The sequence below is a fragment of the Actinoplanes sp. GCM10030250 genome (assembly GCF_042666575.1).
Lineage (GTDB): Bacteria > Actinomycetota > Actinomycetes > Mycobacteriales > Micromonosporaceae > Actinoplanes.
This window is the reverse complement of record NZ_JBHTDO010000030.1, coordinates 105,375-129,722: the sequence shown is the minus strand read 5'-3', so window position 1 is coordinate 129,722 and position 24,348 is coordinate 105,375. Positions and strand designations below refer to the sequence as shown.

General features: G+C 68.6%; 20 protein-coding genes. 7 read left to right on the top strand and 13 right to left on the bottom strand.

What is annotated here, in order from left to right; all coding sequences use genetic code 11:
- Positions 1 to 159 precede the first annotated feature (159 nt).
- Both ACFQV6_RS31935 and ACFQV6_RS31930 read right to left on the bottom strand, forming a co-directional pair.
- The gene (locus tag ACFQV6_RS31935; protein ID WP_378031356.1) at positions 160 to 873 is read right to left on the bottom strand and encodes a class I SAM-dependent methyltransferase; all 714 of its coding nucleotides are present in this window, start codon (positions 871 to 873) and stop codon (positions 160 to 162) included.
- A gap of 34 nt (positions 874 to 907) precedes the next feature.
- Entirely contained in the window at positions 908 to 1,510 is a 603-nt protein-coding gene (locus tag ACFQV6_RS31930) for a TetR/AcrR family transcriptional regulator (protein ID WP_378031355.1), read from the bottom strand.
- 124 nt (positions 1,511 to 1,634) lie between these two features.
- Here ACFQV6_RS31930 and ACFQV6_RS31925 point away from each other — a divergent pair, with 124 nt between their 5' ends.
- On the top strand, positions 1,635 to 2,450 hold the full coding sequence (locus ACFQV6_RS31925) for an SDR family oxidoreductase (protein WP_378031354.1): 816 nt from the start codon (positions 1,635 to 1,637) through the stop codon (positions 2,448 to 2,450).
- Between the two features lie 11 nt (positions 2,451 to 2,461).
- On the opposite strand, the gene ACFQV6_RS31920 is transcribed toward ACFQV6_RS31925, so the two are convergent.
- Together ACFQV6_RS31920 and ACFQV6_RS31915 are read right to left on the bottom strand one after the other, a co-directional pair.
- Complete coding sequence (locus tag ACFQV6_RS31920; RefSeq protein ID WP_378031353.1) at positions 2,462 to 3,421, bottom strand: zinc-binding alcohol dehydrogenase family protein; 960 nt, start codon at positions 3,419 to 3,421, stop codon at positions 2,462 to 2,464.
- Complete coding sequence (locus ACFQV6_RS31915) at positions 3,418 to 3,654, bottom strand: hypothetical protein (protein ID WP_378031352.1); 237 nt, start codon at positions 3,652 to 3,654, stop codon at positions 3,418 to 3,420. Before ACFQV6_RS31915 ends, ACFQV6_RS31920 begins: the two co-directional genes overlap by 4 nt.
- Positions 3,655 to 3,723: 69 nt before the next feature.
- On the opposite strand from ACFQV6_RS31915, the gene ACFQV6_RS31910 reads away from it, so the two are divergent.
- The gene (locus ACFQV6_RS31910) at positions 3,724 to 4,356 is read left to right on the top strand and encodes a TetR/AcrR family transcriptional regulator C-terminal domain-containing protein (protein ID WP_378031351.1); all 633 of its coding nucleotides are present in this window, start codon (positions 3,724 to 3,726) and stop codon (positions 4,354 to 4,356) included.
- Between the two features lie 17 nt (positions 4,357 to 4,373).
- Here the strand turns inward: ACFQV6_RS31910 and ACFQV6_RS31905 are convergent, their stop codons facing one another.
- The gene (locus ACFQV6_RS31905) at positions 4,374 to 5,345 is read right to left on the bottom strand and encodes a chemotaxis protein CheB (protein WP_378031350.1); all 972 of its coding nucleotides are present in this window, start codon (positions 5,343 to 5,345) and stop codon (positions 4,374 to 4,376) included.
- 204 nt (positions 5,346 to 5,549) lie between these two features.
- Here ACFQV6_RS31905 and ACFQV6_RS31900 point away from each other — a divergent pair, with 204 nt between their 5' ends.
- Positions 5,550 to 5,696, top strand: coding sequence for a hypothetical protein (locus tag ACFQV6_RS31900; protein ID WP_378031349.1), 147 nt, complete (start codon positions 5,550 to 5,552; stop codon positions 5,694 to 5,696).
- A 215-nt stretch (positions 5,697 to 5,911) separates the two neighbouring features.
- Here the strand turns inward: ACFQV6_RS31900 and ACFQV6_RS31895 are convergent, their stop codons facing one another.
- The 7 genes from ACFQV6_RS31895 to ACFQV6_RS31865 are packed head-to-tail and all read right to left on the bottom strand — an operon-like array spanning position 5,912 to position 17,344.
- Positions 5,912 to 7,294 carry a hypothetical protein gene (locus ACFQV6_RS31895; protein WP_378031348.1) on the bottom strand — a complete coding sequence of 461 codons (1,383 nt, stop codon included), beginning with the start codon at positions 7,292 to 7,294 and terminating at the stop codon, positions 5,912 to 5,914.
- A 14-nt stretch (positions 7,295 to 7,308) separates the two neighbouring features.
- Positions 7,309 to 8,484: a glycoside hydrolase family 1 protein gene (locus ACFQV6_RS31890; RefSeq protein WP_378031347.1), complete on the bottom strand. Its 1,176-nt coding sequence runs from the start codon at positions 8,482 to 8,484 to the stop codon at positions 7,309 to 7,311.
- Between the two features lie 51 nt (positions 8,485 to 8,535).
- Positions 8,536 to 11,643: a family 78 glycoside hydrolase catalytic domain gene (locus tag ACFQV6_RS31885; protein ID WP_378031346.1), complete on the bottom strand. Its 3,108-nt coding sequence runs from the start codon at positions 11,641 to 11,643 to the stop codon at positions 8,536 to 8,538.
- Positions 11,643 to 12,911, bottom strand: coding sequence for an ABC transporter substrate-binding protein (locus tag ACFQV6_RS31880; RefSeq protein ID WP_378031345.1), 1,269 nt, complete (start codon positions 12,909 to 12,911; stop codon positions 11,643 to 11,645). Before ACFQV6_RS31880 ends, ACFQV6_RS31885 begins: the two co-directional genes overlap by 1 nt.
- 23 nt (positions 12,912 to 12,934) lie before the next feature.
- A complete protein-coding gene (locus tag ACFQV6_RS31875) occupies positions 12,935 to 15,550 on the bottom strand; it encodes a family 78 glycoside hydrolase catalytic domain (RefSeq protein ID WP_378031344.1) in 2,616 nt (871 codons plus the stop codon).
- Positions 15,547 to 16,368: a carbohydrate ABC transporter permease gene (locus ACFQV6_RS31870; RefSeq protein ID WP_378031343.1), complete on the bottom strand. Its 822-nt coding sequence runs from the start codon at positions 16,366 to 16,368 to the stop codon at positions 15,547 to 15,549. Before ACFQV6_RS31870 ends, ACFQV6_RS31875 begins: the two co-directional genes overlap by 4 nt.
- A 46-nt stretch (positions 16,369 to 16,414) precedes the next feature.
- Complete coding sequence (locus tag ACFQV6_RS31865; protein WP_378031342.1) at positions 16,415 to 17,344, bottom strand: carbohydrate ABC transporter permease; 930 nt, start codon at positions 17,342 to 17,344, stop codon at positions 16,415 to 16,417.
- A 270-nt stretch (positions 17,345 to 17,614) separates the two neighbouring features.
- Here ACFQV6_RS31865 and ACFQV6_RS31860 point away from each other — a divergent pair, with 270 nt between their 5' ends.
- A complete protein-coding gene (locus ACFQV6_RS31860) occupies positions 17,615 to 18,655 on the top strand; it encodes a LacI family DNA-binding transcriptional regulator (RefSeq protein ID WP_378031341.1) in 1,041 nt (346 codons plus the stop codon).
- A gap of 97 nt (positions 18,656 to 18,752) precedes the next feature.
- Here ACFQV6_RS31860 and ACFQV6_RS31855 read toward each other — a convergent pair whose 3' ends face one another.
- Positions 18,753 to 19,370 carry an STAS domain-containing protein gene (locus tag ACFQV6_RS31855; RefSeq protein WP_378031340.1) on the bottom strand — a complete coding sequence of 206 codons (618 nt, stop codon included), beginning with the start codon at positions 19,368 to 19,370 and terminating at the stop codon, positions 18,753 to 18,755.
- Positions 19,371 to 19,661: 291 nt separating this feature from the next.
- On the opposite strand from ACFQV6_RS31855, the gene ACFQV6_RS31850 reads away from it, so the two are divergent.
- The 3 genes from ACFQV6_RS31850 (at position 19,662) to ACFQV6_RS31840 (ending at position 24,346) form a co-directional block, all read left to right on the top strand.
- Entirely contained in the window at positions 19,662 to 21,131 is a 1,470-nt protein-coding gene (locus tag ACFQV6_RS31850; RefSeq protein WP_378031339.1) for a methyl-accepting chemotaxis protein, read from the top strand.
- 215 nt (positions 21,132 to 21,346) lie between these two features.
- Positions 21,347 to 21,721: a hypothetical protein gene (locus ACFQV6_RS31845; RefSeq protein ID WP_378031338.1), complete on the top strand. Its 375-nt coding sequence runs from the start codon at positions 21,347 to 21,349 to the stop codon at positions 21,719 to 21,721.
- Positions 21,722 to 24,346, top strand: a complete 2,625-nt coding sequence (locus ACFQV6_RS31840) for an Hsp70 family protein (protein ID WP_378031337.1) — start codon at positions 21,722 to 21,724, stop codon at positions 24,344 to 24,346.
- Positions 24,347 to 24,348 lie beyond the last annotated feature (2 nt).

Genomic DNA, 24,348 nt, shown 5'->3' with positions numbered 1-24,348 from the left:
CCATCCACCAATGATCTCAAACATGCATAAAAGTATCTATACGCCTGAACCCGCCGAAACCAAAAAGCAACAGGCTCAAGGCTGCCGACGGTACGGAAGGGAAGCCAAACCCTGGAAGCCGACTCGGCCATCAGGCCACTGTAGCGGCCCCCGAGACGGTCAGAACACTCGCTCGCAGACGCAGAGTTGAAGCGGCGAATCCGCGGCGAACGGCCGGCCGGACCAGTCGCCGAAGCGCTCGACGAGCCGAAGACCGCCGAGCGAGAGCAGCAGCGGCAGCTCCTGCGGAAAGATGCTCCTGATTTCGAGCGGTGCGACGACGAAGTCGGGCTCGGAGCCGGTCGAGAGGTGCCACGTCCCGCGGGTGACTTGCGCGGCCGCATCGTAGGTCTCAGCGACATCGACGCTGACGGCGCCGCGGTCAGGATCGACGAACGACAACGACCCCCAGGTACGCCGCACGCCGTCGGCTTCGGCGAGCAGGCGCACGCTCGGATTGAAGACATCGAAGACGAACCGTGCCCCAGGTGCCAGGTGTTTCCGGACCGACCGGAAGCAGCTCACCAGATCCTCAGCCTCATGCAGATGCAGCAGGGAGTTGGCGGTGATGAACACGAAGTCGAACGTGCGGCCCAGATCGAAGGCCCGCATGTCGCCCCGCACCCATTCCACCGCCGCACCGCGCTCGTCCGCCTTGCGCTGGGCCTCAGCCAGCATGTCCGGCGAGAAGTCGAGGCCGACGCAGGGATGCCCGTCGGACGCGATCGGGATCAGCTTGTGCCCGGTGCCGCACCCGAGTTCCAGTACGCGCCCGCCTTGCCGATCGGCGCCGGCCCGGTAGAAGTCGACTGCGGGCCCGCCGCCCGGGAACATCAGGTCGTACAGCCTCGCGTGCGAGTAGAACCCTTCACTCATCAAGGCTCCTCTGCACTTCGCGGTACGTGGCGGCGGGGCCGGCGCCGGCTTGGTCGAGGCAGCGCCGGAGTCGTTGCAGGTATTGGTCGAAGGTCTCGTCGGCCTGCCAGGTCTGGTAGGCCGTGGAGATCGCGGCGAAGGCGAGGTTGAACTGCAACGTGGCCGTGAGGGGGTCCGTGCCGTCGGTCCGGGTGGCGACCCAGTCACGGAGGTCGGTGCGGAACTGCTCGCCGAGGTCCTGTGTCGACTGGGCGAGCGCGGGTGACTGCGCTTTGAGCCGGCGTTGCAGGGGCATGCGGTCGGCGAGGCGCTCGTTGAAGCCGATCATGATCGCGGTCAGCGAGTCCCACAGGCGCTCGTCGGCGGGGCGTGCGTTCATGAGCGCGCGCCAGTGGTCGCGTTCTTCGGGGTCCTGGTCGAAGACGACGGCTTCCTTGCTGGCGAAGTAGTTGAAGAACGTCGCCCGGGAGACGTTCGCGGCGGCCGCGATCTGCTCGACGCTGACAGCCTCATAACCGCGCTGGTCGAACAGCCGCAGCGCGGCGCCCCGGATGGCTCGCCACACGGCCAGCTTCTTCTGTTCTCGCAAGCTCATCGTGTCACCCCTTCCGGTCAATCATATCTGTGATAGACGCCATCTATTATTAGACTGGGTCTAAGTTCGTGTACCGTAGTGAAGGCGCAGCTCCGCAGTTCGCCGCATCAGGAAGGGATCTCCCATGAGCAAGGTCTGGTTCATCACCGGCACGTCACGTGGTTTCGGCCGCCAGTTCGCCGAGTCCGCCCTCGAACGGGGCGACCGGGTCGCCGCGACCGCCCGCACCACCGGCGCCCTCGACGACCTGGTCGCCAAGTACGGCGGCAACGTCCTGCCCCTCACGCTGGACGTCACTGACAAGTCCGCCGTCACCGCGGCCGTCACCGCCGCCCACGAGACGTTCGGCCGCCTGGACGTCGTGGTCAACAACGCCGGCTACGGCCTGTTCGGTGCGGTCGAGGAGATCAGCGAGCAGCAGCTGCGTGAGCAGCTGGAGACCAACCTGTTCGGCGTCTTCTTCGTCACTCAGGCGGTGCTGCCGATCCTGCGAGCGCAAGGCAGCGGCCACATCATCCAGATCTCCACCATCGGCGGCGTCGGAGCCTTCCCCAGCCTCGGTGGCTACCACGCCTCCAAGTGGGCCCTCGAAGGATTGACGGAATCGCTGGCGCAGGAGGTGGCCGGTTTCGGCATCAAGGTCACCCTGGTCGAGCCCGGCGGCTTCAGCACCGACTGGGGTGGCTCGTCCGCGGTGCACGCCGACCCGAACCCCGCCTACCAGCCGATGCGCGACGCCATGGCCGCCCGCAGGGGTGGGTCGCAGCCCGGCGACCCGGCCGCGACCGGCTCGGCCCTGCTGCAGATCGTCGACGCCGAGAACCCGCCGCTACGCGTGCTGTTCGGCTCCCAGCCGACCGAGCTCGTCAAGCACATCTATGCCCAGCGCCTGCAGACCTGGTCCGACTGGGAACACGTCTCCCACGCGGCGCAGGGTTGAGCACACCCCTGTCACGGAACAATGACGAGCCTGCTGCCCCGTAGATCAGTGCGTTGCCAGGCGATCTCGATATCGCTCAACGGGACTTTCACCACGTCGAAGGTGAGTTCGCCGGAATGCGTCCACGTCACGACCTGGCTATAGAGCTCCTGCATGGTCTCCGGGTCGAGGCCTTTGGCCGCGCCGTAGATTTCGACGCCGGAGGTGCGCAAGCCCTCCGCGGTGAGTGCGAGCGCGGCACCGGCCGACTCGCCGATCTGGACCAGCCGGGTCGGTTTGTGGAACGCGAACGACTGCGGGACCAACGATCTCAGCAGGATCTCGGTGGGCCGCCCCCAGAGGTAGTCCAGCACGACGTCGTAGCCGTCTCCCTTGGCGTCGAGGTACGCCTGAGTCAGCGCTTCGTCCGCCACGGCGGTGTTGATCACCTCGTCGGCGCCGAGGGCCTGCACCTGGTGCAACTGGTCGGTGTCGCGGCCGGTCGCGATGATCCGTCCGGCGCCGAGCAGTCGGGCGACCTTCACCGCCAGTCGCCCCGCGACCCCGGTGGCGCCCTGCACGAGTACGGTCTCGCCCGGCACGAAGCCGGCGGCGGTCTTGATGGACATGCCGGTGATCGCCGTGCCCAGTACGGTCGCTGTCGCGGGATCGATGCCCTCTGCGATCGGTATGTAGGCGCCCTCGGGCACCACCGTCTTCTCGGCGAGCGCGCCGTAGGGCCGGCGGGGATTGCCGAACCCGACCAGGGTGCCGTCCGGCAGCGCGCCGATGCCGTCGAAGGCGGGAATCGCCGGCAACTGTGCGGTGTACTGCCCGCTCGCGTAATGCGTGCCGGCCGCGATCTGCTTGTCGACGTTCTCGACCGCGACCGCCTTCACCTCGATGACCACCTCGCCGTCGCCGGCAACGGGATCCGGGAAGTCCTCGTAGCGGGGGACACTGCCGACCTGGTGCAACACCGCCGCCTTCATGACAGCTCCCGGCCGAGCATGGCCGCGATCCAGCGCTGCCAGGCCGGCAGGAACCGGGGAGGGCGCGCCGGCGAGTGGTTCCACGAAGTTTGCGGGACGGGACCGCGACGCAACGCGCGGGCGTGGGCCGTCGCGCCCTGGTGTCCAGCCGGCCGCTCGGCGTGCGCGGGGGCTCCGGGAACGCGGTGTGTCGCCCTGTGCAGCAGGCCGCCGATCGAGCGTTTGTTTGTCATCCACCTCTCCCTCTCTATCAGTGATAGAGAGACTCTAGCACTGATAGAGTGATGGTGGAGGTACCAACATTGACGCTGGATCGACAGCGGATCGTCGCCGAGGCCGTCGCCCTGCTGGACGCCCAAGGTCTCGACGGCGTGACGACCCGCAAACTCGCCGCACGGCTCGGTGTGCAATCGCCGACCCTCTACTGGCACGTGCCCAACAAGGCGGCGCTGGTCACCGCGGTCGCGGACGCGATCCTCGACCAGGAGTTCGGCGACATGTCACCGCCCGAACCGGACCAACACTGGCGCGACTGGTTGAGCGACCTCGCCCAGCGGCTGCGCCGAGCGCTGCTCGCTCATCCCGACGGCGCCCGGGTCGTCTCCGCCTCCCAGCTCTCCCGCACGATGGCGGCGATCTCCGAACTGGCCATGAGCGCGCTGGTCGCGCGCGGCATTCCGTTGCGACAGGCCCGCGTGATCGTCCTGACCGTCGAGCGCTTCACGTTCGGTCACGTCCTCGAGGAACAGGCCACCCGCCCGGACCCCGAAACGCTGAAAGACTTCGACATGGCGGCATTCGCCGAGCAACACCCGACCGTCGTGGCCGCGATCACCGAATACTTCCAACCCGGGCGTACCGTGGACGACCTGTTCCGCGACTGTCTCGAGGTGGTCATCGCGGGCGCTATGGCCAAAGCCGAAGCCACCTCCTGACCGATCAGCCCGCTGCGTCAGGAAGCCGCCGCGTGATCGCTTTCGCCCACGAGCTGACCACGCAGGACCGTGATGGAGCGCCGGACCCGTTCCAGCTCGGCCTCGTACTCGATACCGCCCACCCGGGCCGCCTGGTCCCGCAACACCGTGGCCTTCTCCTCCATCGCGCTGATCGCCGTCCACAGCGCCTCCTCGATGCCGTCGTCGGAGGCGGCGATGAACGCCTGCGGCGACCACGAGTGCCCGACATGGCACACGTAGTGGACAGCCGCGCCGGTGCGCACCTCGTACATGCCACCTCCGCACTCTGGGCACCCCAGCGCGGCCGGTCGCTGCGGATGGCCCGCATCCGTACGGCCGTCAGCCACCATGTCCGTCTCCCAGATCAACGCCTCGTCCGGCTCCTCCGCATCGTCGACCTGCTGCCCGGCGCGCAAAGCGATGAGCCGGGCCAGTTCAGCCGCCGGGGCGGCCACCGCGGACGGGACAGCCACCAGCGCCGCCTGCGGCATACCGGCGAAGCGTGCCTCCACCGGGTCCTGGACCAGCGCCGCGCCACCGTGCGCCGCCACCGCGGCGAGGCCGGCTGCTCCGTCGTCGAGGCTCCCGGACAGCACCACGCCGACAACTCGGGGCCCGCACCAGCGGGCTGCCGCACGGAACAGCGCGTCCACGGCGGGCCTCGCCCGATTCTCCCTCGGGCCGGTGCTGAGACGCAGCACATCGTTCGCGCCGATGACAAGATGCCGGTCCGGAACCGCCACGTACACCCGCCCGGCCCGCAACCGCTCACCGTCCGTAGCGGTGACCACGGGCAGCACCGAGTCCTTCGCGAGCGTCTCGGCCAGCGTGCTGCGCGCACCCGGCGGCAGGTGGGTCACCACGAGTACCGCCGCCGGCAGGTCCGCGGGCAGGCGCGACAGCAGCTTACGCAGGGCGGCATGGACCCCGGCGGACCCACCGATCACCACCACGTCGCGTCGCGACACCGAACCACCCCTCGCCTCAAGCTTCGACTTCCCCTGCAACTCAGCGTGACGTTCCGCTTTCCTTCATTCCGTACGCAGATCGAGTTACGTGCCATCGGACATGTCTCGCGGCTTCCCCATCGGCTGGCCGGTAAACGGAGCCGTTCCGTTTACCACCCCACCGCCCGGGTAGCCGCACACCACAACACCTACCGGGAGGACGCCATGGAGCCCATCGGGGATCCCGACGACGACACCGGCGACTTCGCCGAGGAGCACGAGTCCACCGAGGTCACAGCCGACGACCCGGACGGCGAGACGGAGAGCCCCAGCCGCTGGACCGGCGGCCTCGACACCGACGGCCCTCCATAACCCCCCTCACGCCCAGCCGCCCCACCCAGCTGGCCCCCAGGGGTGCCTCCGGCCCGAAAACACGCCGCTCACGACCAGCTGGTGCCCAGGGGTGCCTCCGGCCCGAAAACACCCCCCTCACGCCCAGCTGGCCCCCAGGGGTGCCTCCGGCCCGGAAACACCCCCCTCACGCCCAGCTGGCGCCCAGGGGTGCCTCCGGCCCGAAAACACGCAGCTCACGACCAGCTGGTGCCCTGGTGCCCAGCTGGCGGCCAGCGGCGGTCGTTCACGAAGCGCCCCGGCCGGTAGTCGACGAACGCCGGGGCGTCCCCCAGCCCGAGCCCTTCCGCATCCGCCTGCAGGTGGCGGGCGGTAGCGCCCCACCCCCACCGCCCGGTCACAGCCCGCCGCTCAACAGCCCGCACCGCCGCGATGATCTCGCTCGGCGTGAACGCGCAATGCCCCCGCCGCGCCACATACGCCTGCCGCAGCAGATGTTGATCTCCGGCAGCCCGCACCTGCCGCGCGTACTGCTCCTCGAACTCCACCGGCGCGAGCTGGTCGTACAGCGTGTGCATGGTCAGGTTGGGCACGTCCAGGTGCCCGCTCAGAGTCGACGTCCGGGCGAGGCTGCGCAGCGCCGCCGGGTCAGGACGAACCGCAGCGTGCCGGGTGAGCTCGGCGAGGTCAGCGCGCAGGTCAGCGCCCGCATTCCGATAGAGAGCCCGCACCGTGTCGCGGTGCGGCGACCGCTGGAGCAGCGCCGCATAATCCACCCCCGCGTTCCAGGACGCGTTGCCACCCGCCGACAGCTCGATGAAGTATCGCGCCGGCATGATGAACGGCAGCGTCGCGACAAGCCACTCGTACTGGGCAGCGGCGATCCCCGGCGCGTCCCTCGGTCCCGGCGGCGAAGGCTGACCGGCAGACCACGTCGGCATGTTGAGCAGGGCCGTAGCGAGCGCGACCCGGGCTCGCCCCTCAGCCGTCCCGCGAGCCGCCGTGGCGGACGCGGAGAGCTGCGCCGCCGCCGTCGCCCCTTCGGCAGGGCTCGCATAGTTGACGAGCTTGACCGGCTCCGCCGGACGCAACAGCTGGTTCAGGGCGTACGAGCCGTCGAGCTGATAGTTGTTGAGGTTGATCCCGCCGCCCATCAGCCCGCACATGGAGACCGCACCGTCGAGGCGCCGCCCCGCCGTCTGCGCCTCCTGCCCGCTGACGAGCCCACCCATCGAGCTGCCCAGGGCGAGGGTGAGCCGGGGCCGGCCGATGACGCGGGTGATCGCGGCCAGACTCTCGAACTGATCGCGGGTGGCGCTCTTCAACGCCCACATCGAGCCGTTCGGGTCGTAGGACGAGCCGACCAGGGCGTAACCGCGGTCGAGCATCGCCTGCCGCACCTGGGGATTCGGTGCGTCGATGGCTTCCAGCGCCCCGAACCCGTGGCTGAACAGGACGAGGGTGCCGTTCCAGCGGGCAGGCACGTCGGCGACCCAGCTCCCGCCGTCGCGCAGGGCTCCGGTGTAGTGGGTCGCGGCTGGTGCCGCGGTGGCGACACCGGGCGACAACCCGGTGACCAGGGCGGTGGCAAGCAGGAGGGTGGTGAGCTTTCGGATCACTGTGACCTCCGGATCTATCGGGACGGCAGCTGTCCGGTACGGGCGATGCGGGCGAAGGCGTGTGCGCTGGGTTTCGGGACGCGGGTGAAGTCGTCGTCGACGGCGATCAGGCCGAAGCGGGGCCGGTAACCCTCGCTCCATTCGAAGTTGTCGAAGGCGGACCAGTGAAGGTATCCACGTACATCTACGCCTTCGGCACGTGCTCGGGCAACCGCGGCGAGGTGGTTCATGAGGTAGGTGAGGCGCTCGGTGTCGTCCTCGGTGGCGATGCCGTTCTCGGTGACGTAGAGCGGCAACCCTGTGGAGGCGGCCCGGTGCAGCATCTCGCGCAGCCCGTCGGGGTGGACCGCCCAGCCCATCTGGGTGAGCGGGATGCCGGGCGGCGGCGTGCCGAACCAGGTCGGTGAGGCCGGGTCGACCCACTGCTTGCGGTAGTACTGCACGCCGAGCCAGTCGCCGCCGGGATCGTCGAGATAGCGGTCGACGATCTCGTACCGCATGAGCCGGTACAGCGCTTGGCAGGCGTCGTCGTCGCGGGCGGGGGCGAGCAGCGGCAGCTGCACGGCGAGCCCGGCAAGGGAGTCGCCAACGGCGTGCACCGCGTCGACGGCGGCCCGGTGTGCGTCGAGGAGCACCCCGCCGACGCGTTTCCACAGGACCGGGTTGGTGAGGCCGGGCGGGTGGTAGCCCTCGAGGTAGCCGTGCAGGGCGATCATCTGCGGTTCGTTGATGGTGCAGACGTACGGCATGAGGTCACCGAGCTCCGCGACGACCCGGCGGCAGTAGCGGGCGAACGCCTCGATCGCGTCGGGCGCGAGCCAGCCACCGCGGGCCGCGAACCAGCGCGGCAGCGTGAAGTGGTGCAGGGTGACGAAGGCGGTCATCCCGGTCTCGGCGAGCGCGGTGAGCACCCGCCGGTAGTGGGCGATGGCGGCGCGGCTGAACTCGCCGGGTGCCGGTTCGATCCGGGACCATTCGAGCGACAGCCGGTGGGTGTTGTGTCCCAGCGATCGGAGAAGTGCGAAGTCGTCGGCGTACCGATGAAAATGATCTATGCCGTCGCCGGACGACGTCTGCGCGGCCGACGCGGGGTGATGTTCGAAGTCCCACCAGTCGTTGTTGGTGTTGCCGCCCTCGACCTGGTGTGCCGAGGTGGCGCTGCCCCACAGAAAGCCGTCCGGGAACCGCACGCGAGTCCTTCCGAGAGGAGAGGCCCGGCCCGCGGACCGGGCCTCTCTCGATCACCGGGTGGTGAAGGTGTAGGTGCCCGGCGGCACCCGATAGACGGCGTAGCCTCCGTCGATCCGCACGAACGTGGCGCGGTGCGGTGTGCCGGCCACCTTGCCGCCCAGGGTGGGCACATGCACGGTGGCGGTCGTGTTGGGCGGCACGGTGACGGTCAGCCGCAGCCGGTCGCCGTCACGCTTCCACTCCGAGCGGGACTCGCCCTGCGGTGTGGTGTAACTGCCCTTCACGAACGTCAGGTCACCGACCACCTTGGGCTGGATGACCAGCTCACGGTAGGCGGTGGTGCCCTCGGCGGCGCGGATGCCGGCCAGCCCGGCGTGGAACCACTCCTCGATCTGGGCGAGGATCATGTGGTTCTTCGAGTCGCCCCGGTTCCACCGCTCCCCCATGGTCGTCATGCCGCCCGGGTTCGCGACTGTCGACTCCATGAAGTAGCCGTAACTGGGCTGCTCGTCTTCCTGGATCAGATCCCACAGCACGTCGTCACGGCCGCCGGCGGACAGCGCCCGCACGGTTGGGGCCATGCCGATGGTGCCGCCGCTGAAGTGTGGGCCGTCGCCGTTCGGGTGGAACGCCTGGATCAGCTCAACCAGGGCGTCGAGGACTGCCTGCCGCTCGGAGTCCGGGACCAGGCCGGCGTCGAGCGCCAGCGCCTGCGCGGTCTGCGATGCGCCGGTGGTTCCGGCGTTGCCGTCGGCGGTGTAGCGGCGCAGCGTGTTGTTGTAGAAGGCGTTGTTGAACGCCGTCTTGATGTCGGCGGCCAGCGCGGTGTACTTGACCGCGTCGCCCTGATGCCCGGTCAGCCGGGCCAGCTCGGCCAGCTCCTTGATCATCACGTAGTAGCCCCAGGTGCCGGTGATCCGGCCGGAGACCGGCTCGGCCGACACCCAGTCGGCCAGCGCCGCGTCGACGATGTTGCCGACCGCCTTCTGCCGCGCGATGTAGTCGGCGAACCGCACCATCGGCTCGTAGTAGCGGGCCGCGGTCTCGGTGTCGCCGTAGAGCTGCCGCAGGAAGCCCGGCACCAGGATGATCGCGTTGCCCCAGTTGATCTCGTCGCCGAAGCGGCCCGTGTAGCCCCAGTCGTAGACCGGTGTCTTGAGCGCGACGTTGCCGAACATCGGGGTGTCCGCCAGGGACTGGCCCTCGACCAGGTGCCGCTCGTGGGTGCGCAGGTAGGCCGACAGGTCGAAGTTCCGGTGGATCGAGCCCATCGGCATCGTGTAGTCCGCCGGGTAGGACAGCTTCTCCCGGCCCGGGCAGTCGGTGAAGACGCTCATGATGTTGCCGGCGAACGAGTACCAGGCCATGTCGTGGATCCGGTTGACCCGGGCGTTCGACGTGACGACACTGCCGGCGACCGGGGTGTCGGCCTGCACGCGCAGGCCGGTGATCGTGTCCTTCGCCGGTACGTAGTCCGCGGGCAGCCCGGTGACCTGCACCCACTGCATGCCGAAGTAGTTGAAGTCCGGCCGCCAGGTCTCCCCGCCGCGCAGCCCGGCGGTGGTGTAGGTGTTGAACAGGTCGACGCCCCGGCTGCCGCCGCCACCCTTCAGCGACGCCTGGTCCACCGTGCCGTCCGCCGCGAGGGATTCGGCAGGTGACACCCGGATCGTCGTACCGGCGGGCACGCCCGGCCGCAGTTTCAGCTGGGGCAGCCCGACGATGTTCTGACCGAAGTCGAACACCCAGGTGCCGGGCACCGGGTTGGTGATCGTTTTCGGCCGGAACGTCTCGGCGATCGTGATCGGCGGCGCGGTGCGCCCGACCAGCTTGGTCGCCAGGTTCGGCGGCGGGGCGATCCCGGCCGCGATCCATCCGGTGGGGCTGCCGTCGCGCCGCTTCGCGGACGCCGACAGGTTCGCGTCGGCACTGTCCCATCCGGGCTGCTCGCGGCGGGCGTCGTGGTCACTGCCGGAATACCAGGCATCGGTCACGAGTGGGCCCAGCGCGGTGCGCCACTCACGGTCCGTGACCACAACGCTTTTACGACCGTCGGTGTACGAGACTTCGAGCCGGGCGATCAACCGAGGTGTCACGGCCGCACCGGCGCTCGCATCGCTCGCGGCGATGTTGTTGCCGGAGCCGGTCACCGTGGCACCGGCCAGGTGCGGCTTCGACAGCCCGGGGGTGAAGGAGATGACGCCCTCACCGATCGCGGTGATCGTCCGCGATTCCAGGTTGTCGCCGCCGGCACCGGTGTCGACGTTGATCGTGCCGCCGACGTGGTACCCGGTGACGGCGGTCAGCTGGACCGTGGTCGCGCCCGCTTCGGCGTCGGCGGTGAGCGCACCATTGCCCTTGAGCTGGCTCTGCCACCACGAGTACGGCGCGGTCCGCCCCACCGCCGGGTTGGTGACACTGCGCCGCACGTACGCCGGCCCGTTGCCCAGCTCGACCCCGACGGTGTTGCCACCCTTACGCAGCTCACCGGTGATGTCGTAGGCCCGGTACTCGCTGGACAGCTGGTAGTTCGAGTAGCCGGGCGCCAGGACCTCGCTGGTCAGCTGGCGGCCGTTGACGCTCGGCAGGTGCATGCCGACGCCGGACAGGTAGAGCCGCGCGTGGCTGACCTTACGGCGCCGGTCGACGTCGAACTGCCGGGCGAAGATCGGCATCGGCTGGTTCTCGGACCGCTCCGGATACTCGATCCACTTCGCCGAGCCCCAGTCGGACTGCTCCAGCAGGCCCATCTCCCAGGTGGACGGCCTGCTCCAGTCGGAGGCCCGCTTGTCGGCACCCCAGGCCCGGACCTGCCAGACGAGGCGCTGCTGTGAGGTGAGTGCCCGGCCGCCGTACCGTACGCCGGACTGGATCGTTGAATTGATCTTGCCGGAGTCCCAGAGCAACCGGTTGCGGCCGAGGTCGCGCACCTGAATCTGATAGGCGGTCTGCCGGTCGGCTGCCGCCGAGCGGGTCTCCGCGAACCGCCAGCTGAGCAGCGGATTCGGGTTGTCCAGGCCGATCGGCTGGTCGGGCCGGCCGTCGACACGCAGGTCGACGACCCGCACCGCGGGACCGGTGGCCTCGGCCGGTGAGGCGGCGAGCACGGTGGAGGTGGTGAGGATCAGGGAGACTCCCAGTGCGGTGAGTTTCTTCATCAGGCGCCGGCCTTGTAATCGGTGTCCATGTCCTTCAGCACGTCAGCGGCGGTGGCCTGGTCACTGAAGACCTCCTGGAGGCCGCTGAGCATGGTCTGCTGCACCTTGGCGTTCGGCCACAGCTGGTCCATGAACGGGACGGTGCGGTTGTCCTTGACGAACGTGGTCAGCTCGGCCAGGCCCGGGTCGACGGTGGTGCCGGCGTCCGGCAGGGTGGGCAGGCTGCCCTGCGTCTCGTTGAACAGTTTCATGCCCTCCGGCGACATGACGAACGTGACGAACTTGAGCGCGAGCTCCTTGTTCTTCGCCTTGGCGTTGACGCCGTACCCGGCACCCGCCGCCGCCGGCATGATGAACTCGGCCGGGTTGTCGGTGGCCGGCAGCGCCTTCATGGTGAACTTGCCGCTCGGGTTCTTCGTCTTGAGCAGGCTGATGATCCAGTTGCCCTGGATGATGCCGAGCGTCTTACCGGTCGCCGCGAGGGTCTGGCTGGCCTCGTAACTGGTGCCCAGCGGGTCCTTCTGGAAGCAGCCGGCGCCCTCCATCTCCTGGTACTTGGCCATCGCTGTGGTCCACTGCGAACCGGCGAACGTGGTCTGCCCGCCCGCCAGCTTGGTGTCGAAGTCCTTGTCGGGGCCGTAGACGGTGGTGGCGACCAATCCGTAGAGCACCAGCTGGGTGACCCAGTTGTCCTGGATGCCCAGGGCGAACGCCGGGGTGCCCTTGCCCGCGGCGGCCTTGCAGAAGGTGATCAGGTCGGACCAGGTGGCCGGTGCGGTCAGGCCGGACTTGCTCAGGGCCTCGTCGTTGTAGACAGCGCCGATGCCGTTGAGGCCGAACAGCGCGTTGTACGTCTTGCCCTCGTACTGGGCGACCTTCTTGAACGAGTCCGGCAGCTTCGCGGCCCACGGCTGGTCGGACAGGTCGAGCAGGTAGCCGGGCTTGGCGATGACGTACGTGGCACCCGGGTTGCCGTTGCCCGGCCACACGGTCATCACGTCGGGCGCGGTGCCGGACGCCAGCTGGGTCCGAATCTGCTGCTGGTACTGGTCGGCGCCGCTGGTGGTGAGGTTGACGGTGATACCGGGGTTGGCGGCCTTGAAGGCGTCGACGACCTTCTCGACGGAGCCCTGGTCGACCGAGGCGATGGTGAGGGTCTTGTTGTCCTCGCCGCCGTCGGAGCCGGCGTTGGTGCCGCTGCTGCAGGCGGCCAGAAGGGTGGCGGCGGTCATCGCGGCGGCGACGGCCGTCAACTTGCGTGATTTCATGGCTTCTCCTGAGGAGGGAGGGATCAGGCGGAGGCGGTGAAGGTGTAACTGCCGGACGCCAGCCGCAGGGTGACCCCGGCGGCGGACGGTTCGGCCCGGAGAACCCCGATGGCGTCGCTCTCGCGAACACCGGCGGGTACCTCCAGCAGGGCGGTGCATCCCGGCGGCACCGTGGCGGTCACGGTCAGCCGGCCGTCTTCGGTGGACCAGCCGCAGGCGGCGAGCCCGCGTGCGGTCTGCTGCTCGGCGCGGGCCCAGGTGAGCCGGCCGGTCGGATCGGGGGTCGGGCGCAGCAGCAGCTTGGAGTAGGCGACCGAGTCAGCGGTCTGGTCGATGCCGGCCACCCGGCCGTAGAGCCAGTCGCCGACGCTGCCGAGGCTGTAGTGGTTGAACGAGTTCATCGCGGCGGACTGGAACCCGTGCTGCTCGGTCCAGCCGTCCCACCGCTCCCAGATGGTGGTGGCGCCCTGCCGGATCGAGTAACCCCAGGACGGGTACTCGTCCTGGTGCAGCAGCGCGTAGGCCAGATCGCTGCGGCCGTGCTCGGACAGGACCGGGCAGAGCAGCGGCACGCCGACGAACCCGGTGGTCAGCCGGTTGCCGCGGCTCTCGACGTCGGCCGCCAGGTGCCCGGCGGCCGCATCGACCAGGCCGGCCGGGAGCAGGCCGAAGCCGAGCGCGAGCAGGTAGGCCGTCTGGGTGCCGCCCTTGACGCTGCCGTCGTCACCGACGTAGGCGTCGGCGAAGGCATCCTTGATCGCGGCGTGCAGTTCTCTCAGAGACGCGGCTTCGCCGGTGCGGCCCAGCACGCCGGCCGCGTCCGCGACGATCTCGGTACTGCGCGCGAAGTAGGCGGTGGCGAGGACGTCACGCGGCGTCTCCGCGTCGACCTGCAGCCAGTCACCGTACGAGTTACCGGTGCGGTGCTGCCAGAGCAGGTCCGGGTTGTGCCGGCGGATGTGCTCGATCCAGGCCACCATCGCGTCGAAGGACCGCTCGAGGACACGACGGTCGCCGTAGGCGCGCCACATCAGCCACGGGATGATCACGCCGGCGTCGCCCCAGGCCGGGGCGCCCTCGCGTTCGAAGGCGATGATCGGCGCGACGTCGCGGAACGCGCCGTCGTCGTTCTGGCCGTCCATGACGTCGTGCAGCCAGCGGGCGAAGAACGCGGAGACGTCGGCGTTGCGGGTCGCCGTCGGCGCGAACACCTGCGCGTCGGCGAGCCATCCGAGCCGCTCGTCACGCTGCGGGCAGTCGGTCGGCACGCCGACGAAGTTGCCGCGCTGACCCCAGCGGATGTTGGTGTGCAGCTGGTTGACCATCGGGTCCGAGCACTCGAACCGGCCGGTCCACGGCAGGTCGTTGTGCAGCACCCGGGCCGTCACGTCGCCCTCGGTCAGCCCTCCCGGGCAACCGGAGATCTCCACATAGCGGAAGCCGTGGAAGGTGAATCGCGGTTCGAACCATTCAAGATCAAGACCCGAGCAGATGTACGTGTCAACCGCCGCCGCCCGGCGAAGGTTCTCGGTGTAGAGCTCACCCTCCCCGGTGAGCACCTCGGCGTGGCGCAGCACGACCCGCTGCCCTCGCGAGGCACCACGGATCCGGAGGCGGACCCGGCCGACCAGGTTCTGCCCGAAGTCCACGAGATACCGATCGGGGCCGTGCGCGGTGACGGCGACCGCGGGCAGGTCAGCGGTGACCCGGATCGGGACGTCCGGCTCGGCGACCAGCGGCCCGGGTTCGGTGTCGAGCACCACGACCGGGCGGTGCTCGGCGGGAGCGTCGAGGCGGGCGTCGACGTACTCGCCCATCATCAGGTCGGCGGAGCGGATCGGACCGTCGTGCTCGGTCCAGCCGTCCCCGGTGGTGATCACCCGCTGTGATCCGTCGGCGAGGTCGGCCACCAGCTGTGCCAGGAACTGCGGTGCCTCGCCGTAGTGCCGGGCGGGCCGGCGGGCGTCGAAACCGACGTAGCCGCTCCACCAGCCGTCGGCGACGGTCGCGCCGAGGACGTTGCCGCCCGCTCGCAGCTGCTCGGTGACGTCGTAGGTCTGGTACTGGATCCGCCGGTGGTACTCGGTCCAGCCCGGGGCCAGCTCCACGTCGCCGACGCGGGTGCCGTTGAGCTCCGCCTCGTAGACGCCGCGGGCGGTGGCGTACAGCCGGGCCCGCACCACCTCGCAGGGCAGCTCGAACTCGTGCCGCAGGTAGAGCGGGGCCTCCTCCGGCTGCGGGGTGGTGAGGTACTCGTCGGTGGGCGGGTCGACCGGCGGGAGCCGTACCGGGTCCCGGCCGATCCACACACCGGTCCACTCGTCGCGGTTCAGCAGACCGGTCTCGAACCAGGTCTCCGCCTGTGTCTTCTCGCCGGCCTCGTCCCAGACCTCGACGCACCACTGGTAGCGGGTCGCCGACCGCAGGGCCGGGCCCTCCCAGCCGATCAGCAGCGTCTCGCCGGACTCCCGGCGGCCGGTGTCCCAGATCTGCTCGCCGTCCAGGGTGGCGGTGATGCGGTAGGCGCTCTGTGCCGCGCCGCGCCGCTCACTGTCCAGCTTCCACGACAGCCGCGGCTGCGGTTCGCCGAGACCGAGTGGCTCGGTGCGCTGTTCGGTCTGCAGGTCGTAGGGGGTCATCCCTTCAGCCCTCCGGCGAATCCGTTGATGATGCTGCGCTGCAGCGAGAGGTAGACCGCGAGAACGGGCACGATGCTGATCAGCAGGGCGGCGAAGATCAGGTTCCAGTCGGAGACGAACTGGCCGACGAACCCGGCCACCGCGACCGGCATGGTCTGCTGGTCGCTGCCGCTGAGGTAGAGCAGCGGGGTGAAGAAGTCGTTCCAGATGCTCACCGTGTTGAGCACCAGCGCGGTCACCGTGATCGGCTTGAGCATCGGCAGGACGACGTAGCGGAAGGTGTTCAGCGGGGTGCAGCCGTCGATCGCGGCGGCGTCCTCGAAGTCGCGGGGCAGCGCTCGCAGGAACCCGACGTAGAGGAACGTCGTGAACGGCACCTGGAGTCCGGCGTAGAACAGCACCAGTGACCAGACCGAGCCGAGCAGGCCCAGGTCGCGGACCGTCTGGTAGAGCGGCAGCGCGGCCAGCTGGAACGGCAGGATCAGCCCGAGCATGATGAGCAGGAAGGTGCCGCGGGACCAGTGCGCGGTCGACCGGGCCAGGGGGTAGGCGGCGAGCGACGAGACCGTGAGCACGATCAGCACGCTGACCGCGGTGACCACGACGCTGTTGATCAGGGCGCCGCCGAGGCCGGCCTCCTGCCAGGCCTGGGTGAAGTTGTCGAACGTCGGGGAACTGGTCGGGGCGATCGGCGACGACGAGTCGGACGGTGCCCGGATCGCCAGGTTGATCAGTACGTACACCGGGAACGCGAAGACGATGGCGACCGCGATCATCAGCATTTCCAGCAGGAAGGTGCGCTTGGTGTAGCGGTTCATGACGCCGCCCTCTCGTTGCCGTTCATGACGCCGCCCTCGTTGCCTCTCATGACGCCGCCCTCTCGTTGCGGGACAGCACGGCGTACTGGCCGGCGGAGGCGATCGCGACGATGACTGTCAGGACGACGGCGAGGGCGATGCTGTAGCCGAACTCGCCGAGCGTGAAGGCGTCCTTGTAGATGAGCGTCGAGATGGTGTCGGTCGCGTGGCCGGGGCCGCCGCCGGTCAGCGCGTACACCTGGTCGAACAGCTTGATCCCGCCGATGATCGACAGCATCAGGTTGATCGTGATCGCGGGGGCGAGCAGCGGCCGGACGATCGACCAGAAGCGGCGGAACGGCCCGCTGCCGTCGATGGCGGCGGCCTCGTAGATCTCACGGGGCACCGCTTGCAGTCCGGCCAGGAAGATGACCATGGAGTAGCCGGCGAACTGCCAGACCACGACCAGGACGACCATCCACAGCGCCAGGTCCGGGTCACCGAGCCAGTCCTGCCGCCAGGAGTCCAGCCCGACGGCGCTGAACAGGCTGTTCACGGCGCCGTCCGGACCGAGCAGGTTGCGCCACAGATAGGCGGTGACGATCGGCGTGACCACCGCGGGGGCGAACAGCAGCACCCGCAGGAAGTTCCGGCTCTTGATCACCGAATTGACGCCGAGGGCGAGCAGCAGGCCGATGCCGTTCTGGATGACGGTGATCGCGACCGCGATGAGCAGCGTGTGCCAGACGGCCTGAAGGGCATCCGGGTCGTCGGCCATGGCGGCGAAGTTGTCCAGGCCGATGAACGCGAACGCGGGGTCGAGTCCGTCCCAGTCGGTGAAGGCGTAGTACACGCCCCGCGCGCTGGGCACCAGCACGACGAAGGCGAACAAGAGCAGCGCGGGGACGACGAACCACCAGGGTGGCGCACCGTACTGCCGGCGCCTCGGTGCGGCCGCCACCGGTGGCGAGAGCCGCTCTTTCACGTCGAGTGTCACGGGGGAACCCACTTCGTTGAATCGTTTCATAGCGCAGGGCCAGCAGTGCCGGCAGCGAAGATGCGAACGGTGAGGGGCCGCGACCCACAGCGGCATCGGGATGGCGATGTGAGATGTGGGTAACGTTTTCCAAGATGTTTCGCCGACACTAAGAGCAGATGCCAACGAGCGTCAAGAGGCGATCTGGATCACCGCAGCCAGCCGCATGCCTTGATCACAAGCCGGTGGGGTCCTTAGACTGGGTAACGTTCCCCAGGTCAAGGAGTTCGCATGCCGAGAGGTTCAGCGCCGACGCGCCGGGTCACCATCGTCGACGTGGCCAGGCACGCGGGGGTCTCGACCACCGCCGTGTCCAAGGTGCTGCGCAACGCCTACGGCGCCAGTCCGGAGATGCAGACCAAGGTACGCGCCGCGATCGACGAACTCGGATACCGTCCCTCGGCGTCCGCGCGCGGGCTGCGCGGCCAGACCTACACCATCGGTGTGATGCTGCCCGACCTGCGCAACCCGTTCTTCGCCGACATCCTCGACGGCGTCAACGCTCAGCTCGGCGGCACCGACTACCAGGTGCTGATCGCCTCCGCCTGCAACGACGAGCCCGCCGAGGCCCACGTCACCGACGCGATGATCGACCGCAACATGGACGGCGTCATCCTCATCGCCCCGCTCAGCTCCCGGCAGCGCCTCGAGCGCATCGCCCACACGGTGCCGACCGTCGTCGTCGGCCGGCACGGCAACTCACCCGCCTACGACACCGTCGCCGACGACGACTTCACCGGTGCCGGCCTGATCGTGGCGCACTTCGCCGCGCTCGGTCACCGCCACATCGCCCATATCGAACACCTGGAAACCGATCCGGTACGCCTCACCGAGATGCCCAACGCCGTCCGCGCCGACGGGTACCGCCACGCGATGCACCAACACGGCCTCGCCGGGCACATCGACATCGCCTCCACCACCTACACCCAGCAGGGTGGCTATCTCGGCGCGAAACAGCTGCTGGAGCGGCCGGTCCGGCCGACGGCCATCTTCGCCGGCGCGGACATCGTGGCCATGGGGGTGCTGGACGCCCTCACCGAAGCCGGCCTGTCCGTGCCGGGCGACATCTCCGTCGCGGGTTACGACAACACCACGTTCGCGGCGTTCGGCCCGATCTCCCTGACCACTGTCGACCAGGCCGGGCATCAGATCGGCGCGAACGCCGCCCGGCTGCTGCTCGACCGCATCGCCGACACCGATCGGGCCGCCGTTCAGGTGAAGCTCTCCCCCAGCCTTGTCACCCGGCGCACCTCGGCGGCACCGCCGGCCTGATCTGCCCTCTCACCGTGGCGGCTCTTCACCGCGGCGGATCATCAGACCGGCTCATCGCGGCTGCTTGGTTATGCGATGTCCCGCTGCGGCTGCTTGGTTACGCGATGTCTCGCCTTCGCTGGGCCACCGGCCAGGCGCCGGCCGCGGTGATCGCCTGCTGAACGCTGCCGAACACCCGCAGGGACCGGTGCAGGCCCATCAGGCGCAGGGCACCGCGCAACAGCCTCGGCGGAGCGGCGAGAAGCACCTCACCGCCACGGTGACGGGCAGCGCTCCCAGCCCGTACCAAAGGCCTCAGCCCGGCCTGATCGACCCGGCCGGCCATCGTGAGGTCGACAACGACCGCCCGTCGTGCCGCGACCGCGCGTTCCAGCACCGCCTGAAGGTGCGCGGCGGTCTCCTCGCCGAGGTTGCCCGACACGCGGACCAGCGCCACCGAGGCGCGGACCTCGAGCGACACCTCACCGTCCGCCGCGGCGGACTCACCGCCCGCCGTGGCGGATTCCGGGTGCCGGCGCGGCGACGGAACGGTGGCGCAGGACGGGCATCGGTGCGGGCCGCGGGCGAACGCCGGTCCGGTCCAGCCGATCGCGGACGCGGCGACATAGACGACGTTGGTGTCCTGCAGGCCGCAGCCACCGGCGGCCGCCATCAGGCCGCAGTCGTCACAGATCAGGTGAACGCCCGCGCCACCGGCGACGGAGAGGGCGGTCACGGGCGGTCCTCAAGGGCGAAAAGTGTCATCGGAGGTCTCCCCCGCTCGAACGATCGCTGATCCGGGACGCTCAACTGATCTCAGCCTTACCCCACCGTGCCGCGGCTGATCCGCTGTCACATGACAGTTGGATGACGAAATCGCGAACCGTATGGAGCGCCGTCACTGCCCCCAATCCGCCACGGCGGACCCGCGTCTCCGGGATGCTGATCCCGACGAGGTTTAGCTCTCGAAAAGGACCAGCAGGCACGAACGGCAGCCGGTATGACAAAACGCTGGGGAGTAGCAGTGATGAAGTCCGGGAGCACCTTCAGCAGCAAGCTCGTCGGCGGCTTCGTGCTGACCGTCGGCCTGACCGTGCTCATGGGTGCGGCGTCCGCGGGCGCGTTGACAACGGTGACGAACAGCAAGGACGACGTCATCGCCTCGACGAGCCGCGAACTGTTCGACACCCAGCAGCTGAGCACGATCGCCGAACAGCGCATCGGTGACTACCGGGCCTACCTGCTCACCGGAGCGGAGACCAACCTGGCCGCCGTCACCAGCAACCGGGAGCTCTTCCTCAGCAAGATCAGCAATCTGCGCGACGTGTTCACCGATCCCGGCCGGCTCGCCATGCTCGACAAGGTCGCCCAGGCCGAGACCGCGTACGCCGCCGTCCTCGAACCCACGCTGCAGCGGCGCAAGACGATCACGAACCTGCAGAACATCTCGCAACTCAACGCGACCGAGGTCGGCCCGGCCCGGCGCGCTCTGCAACAGGCCATCGCCGACCTCATCTCCCGGGTGCAGGCCGACGCGGCGAAGGCCAACAAGGCGGCGTCGCGGCAGTCCGTGCAGGCCATCGCCGTCGTCTGCGGACTGGGTCTGCTGTCCATCGTCTCGGCCGGCGTGATCGCGCTGCGGCTCAACCGGCGGCTGCGGCGCCAGGTCGGCTCGGCCATCGGGCACATCCAGAGCTCGTCGGCGCAGCTGGAGGCGGCGGCCACCCAGCAGGCCACCGGCGGCCGCGACCAGGCCGGCGCCATCAACGAGATCACCACGACAATCAGCGAACTGCTGATCACCTCGCGGCAGATCGCCGACAGCGCCCAGCGGGTCGCGAAGATCGCCGAGGAGACCGCGGACGCCGCCCAGAACGGCGACGCGACGATCGACCAGACCCGGCAGTCGATCGCCGCGATCCGGACCCAGGTTGATCAGATCGTGCAGCACATGCTCTCGCTGGGCGAGAAGTCACAGCAGATCGGCGGGGTCGTCGACCTGGTCAGCGAACTTGCCGAACAAACGAACATCCTGGCCATCAACGCGACGATCGAGGCCAGCGGCGCCGGCGAGTGGGGCCGCCGGTTCGCGGTGGTGGCCGAGGAGATCCGCAAGCTCGCCGACCGTACCGCCGGGTCGGCCAGGGAGATCCGCGCCCTGATCGAGGACATCCGCTCCGCCGTGAACACCACCGTCATGGCCACCGAGATCGGCGCCCGGGCCGTCGACGCCGGCGTACACCAATTCGACGACGCCACGAACTCCTTCCGCCGCATCGCCCACCTGGTGTCCACCACCACCGACGCGACCCGCGAGATCGAACTGACGACCAAGCAGCAGACCACAGCCGTCGAGCAGGTCAACATGGCGGCCTCCGACACCGCCCGGGTCACCCAGGAGACCGAGCACAGCGCCCTGCAGACCAAACAGACCGCCGCCCACCTGTCCACCCTCTCCAGCGACCTCCAGCGACTGGTCGGCGCCGGCCAGCGGTGAACGATGAGCAATTTTCAACCTGGCATCGGGCCTGAAGCTGCCGGGCCGGCGCCGGCGCCGGCGGCCGAGGCCCTCGCCACGTTGAAAAAAGGCTCAATCGGTAGCCGGTGCGGGGGTGCGCTGGTGAACAGCCTCATCATCTCAGCGCGACGGACGGCCAGTCGTCTTGCTGACTGATCAATTAGGCATCTCGAAGCCGCTGCTATTTTGTGCCGATGACCGACCGTGCCGCCCTCCGGATAGCCGTGACTGGCATTGACGACGAAGACACCGAAGAGGCGACGATCGCCCTCGGCGAGGTGTTGGCCGAGCTGCCCATCGACACGATGAAACGACCCGCCGGCGCAGTCGCGCCACCGGGCACCAGGGCCACGGAGGCACTCGAAGTGGGCGCCATCGTGGTGGCACTGGCGTCAAGTCCAGAGGTGATCAGCGCCGTGCTTGGTGGATTGCGGCAGTGGGTGTCCGATCGCCGGCGAGGGCGCGTCGAGGTCACGGTCGGTTCCGACGTCCTGATCCTGGACAACGCCTCCCCCGAGCAGCAGGACAAGATTGTGGACGCCTTCATCGAGCGGGCGTTCGGACGTTAAGTGGCGGCCAAACGTGCTCTGATCATCGCGAACGAGACGTATGAGGATTCGCGGTTCCCCGAGCTGCCGGGTGCGGGGGCGGACGCGAGTGGGCTCCGTGAGGTTCTGGCCGACCCGCTGATCGGCGAGTTCGCAGTGCAGGTCATCCTGAACGGGCGAACGGACGAGATCAGACTGGCGATCGAGGACCATTTCAGCAGCGCCGGCCGCGACGACATGCTCCTTCTGCACATTTCTTCGCACGGCCGGAAGGACCCGAAGGGTCGATTGCACTTCATCGCCACCAACTCCAAGCTCGCTTACTTCAGCTCGGCCATCCCGGCGTCCTTCGTCGGCGAGCAGATCAGCGACAGTCTTTCCCGCAAGATCGTGGTCATGCTGGACTGCTGTTACAGCGGAGCATTCGCAAGCGGCCTGCGGACCCGCAGTGCCGAGGACAAGGTCGAGTTGACCGAGCTCGACGGCCGCGGCCGCATCGTGATAACGGCCTCCACAGCTCTGCAGTACAGCCACGAGAAAGAGGCTTACAGCCGCAAGGATGCCGAGCCGAGCGTCTTCACCCAAGCGGTCATTGAAGGTCTTCGAAGCGGTGCGGCCGACATCGACGGCGACGGCCTGATCAGCGTTCAGGAGCTGTACGACCACGTGCATGACGAAGTGCGGCGGAAGGTGCGGTCCCAGACGCCGACATGTTCCTTCGACCGGGTCGAAGGCTCGCTCATTCTGGCCCGCAATCCGGTCCATCGTGCGCCTCCGCCGGCGGAGCCGGGCGTACCGGCGGAGGTCCAGGCCGCTGTGTCGAGCCCCCATGCATGGCAGCGGATCGGGGCGCTGCACGAGATCGGCAGACGACTCAGCAGTGTTCGGGAAAGCACCAGGACGACCGCGCTGGATCTGACCCTTCTCCTGGCCTCGGATGCCGACGTCGAGGTCGCGGAGTCCGCGCGGACCCTGCTGACAGAGCGCGGGCTGGCCGACCTGATTCCCGCACCCGCGCAGAGATCGAGCGGACATCGCGCCGATCCGGCGAAGAAGTTCACTTTGGGCATCGACTTCGGCACCACCAACTCGGTGATGGCGGCGTACGTCGACACCGATGTGCGGATCGTGCCCAATCACGAGGGCCACCGGTCGACGCCGTCGTGCGTCGCGTTCACGCCGGATGGCGGCACACTCGTGGGTGACGCAGCTGAGCGGCAAGCTGTTCTCCATCCTGATTCCACCGTCCACGCGGTGAAGCTCAACCTCGGAACGGACTGGAGATTCGACGCGTACGGGGTGACCTACTCCGCCGAACAGATCGCCTCGATGATCCTGCGCAAGCTGCGGGTCGACGCCGAGGAGTACCTCGGGGGGCGGATCGCCGGCGCGATCGTGACCGTCCCGGCGTATTTCAATCACGCGCATCGTGCCGCTCTGGCTCAGGCGGCCGCGATGGCCGAACTGCCGCTGGTACGAATCATGAATGAACCCACGGCGGCAGCGGTCTCCTACGGGCTCGACAGGATCGACGAGGACGAGACGATCGGGGTCTTCGATCTTGGAGGCGGCACCTGCGACGTCTCCATTCTCGAACTCGGCAAGAACGTGTTGGAGGTTCTCGCCACCAGGGGCGATCCGCGTCTCGGTGGCAACGATTGGGACGAACGTATAATATCCCGTTTGATCAAGCAGTTCCGGGAGGAATACCGCATCGATCTTGAGGCTGATCGTGCGGCGAGGCAGCGATTGCGTGAGGCCGCCGAGACAGCGAAGATCGAATTGTCGGCAATGAGCACCGCGGTGATCCGACTTCCGTATCTGACCTCAGGACCAGACGGCCCACTGCATTTGAATGTCACCCTGACGCGGTCCGAATTTGAGGAAATGACAAAAGACCTCGTGGGACGCTGCCGTCGGATCTTTGAGAAGGCTGCCAAGGACGACTACCGGGCCGGCACGATTGACCACGTTGTCCTTGTCGGTGGCGCCACCCGGATGCCGGCGATCGTCGACCTGGCCCGCCAGCTGGGTGGCGGGCGCGAGCCGAGCCGAGCGATCATTCCGGAGGGTGTCGCCTCCGGCGCCGCAGTGCAGGCGGCGATCATGTCCGGTGTCATTCAGGAAAAGCTCCTGCTCGATGTGATCTCGTTGTCGCTGGGCGTCGAGACCAAGGGCGGCATCATGCACAAGCTGGTGGAGCGCAACACCACCATCCCGGCGCACCGCTCCGAGGGCTTCACCACGGCGGACGACAACCAACCCTCCATGGTGATCCGGGTTTACCAGGGTGAGCGCGAGATGGCGTCGTACAACAAGCTGCTCGGCAGTTTCGAACTGAGCGGCATCGCGCCCGCCCCGCGGGGCGTCCCGCAGATCGAGGTCTCCTTCGACATCGACGCGAACGGCATCGTGCGCGTATCCGCCAAGGACCTGGGCACGGGCAAGGAGCAACAGATGACGGTAGACCTGGAGTCCATCAGCAGAGCCAAGCTGGCAGGTCCGGAGTCCGAGGTCCAACTGCTGCCGGCAATCGCAGCTTTGGAGCGGCCCGCGCCCTCGCCGTTGCCGCCACCGGCTTCCTCGCCGGAACCTTCTGGCAAAGCCAGAGGCCGAGCCAAGGTTCCAGGTCAGCCGCAAGGTTGATC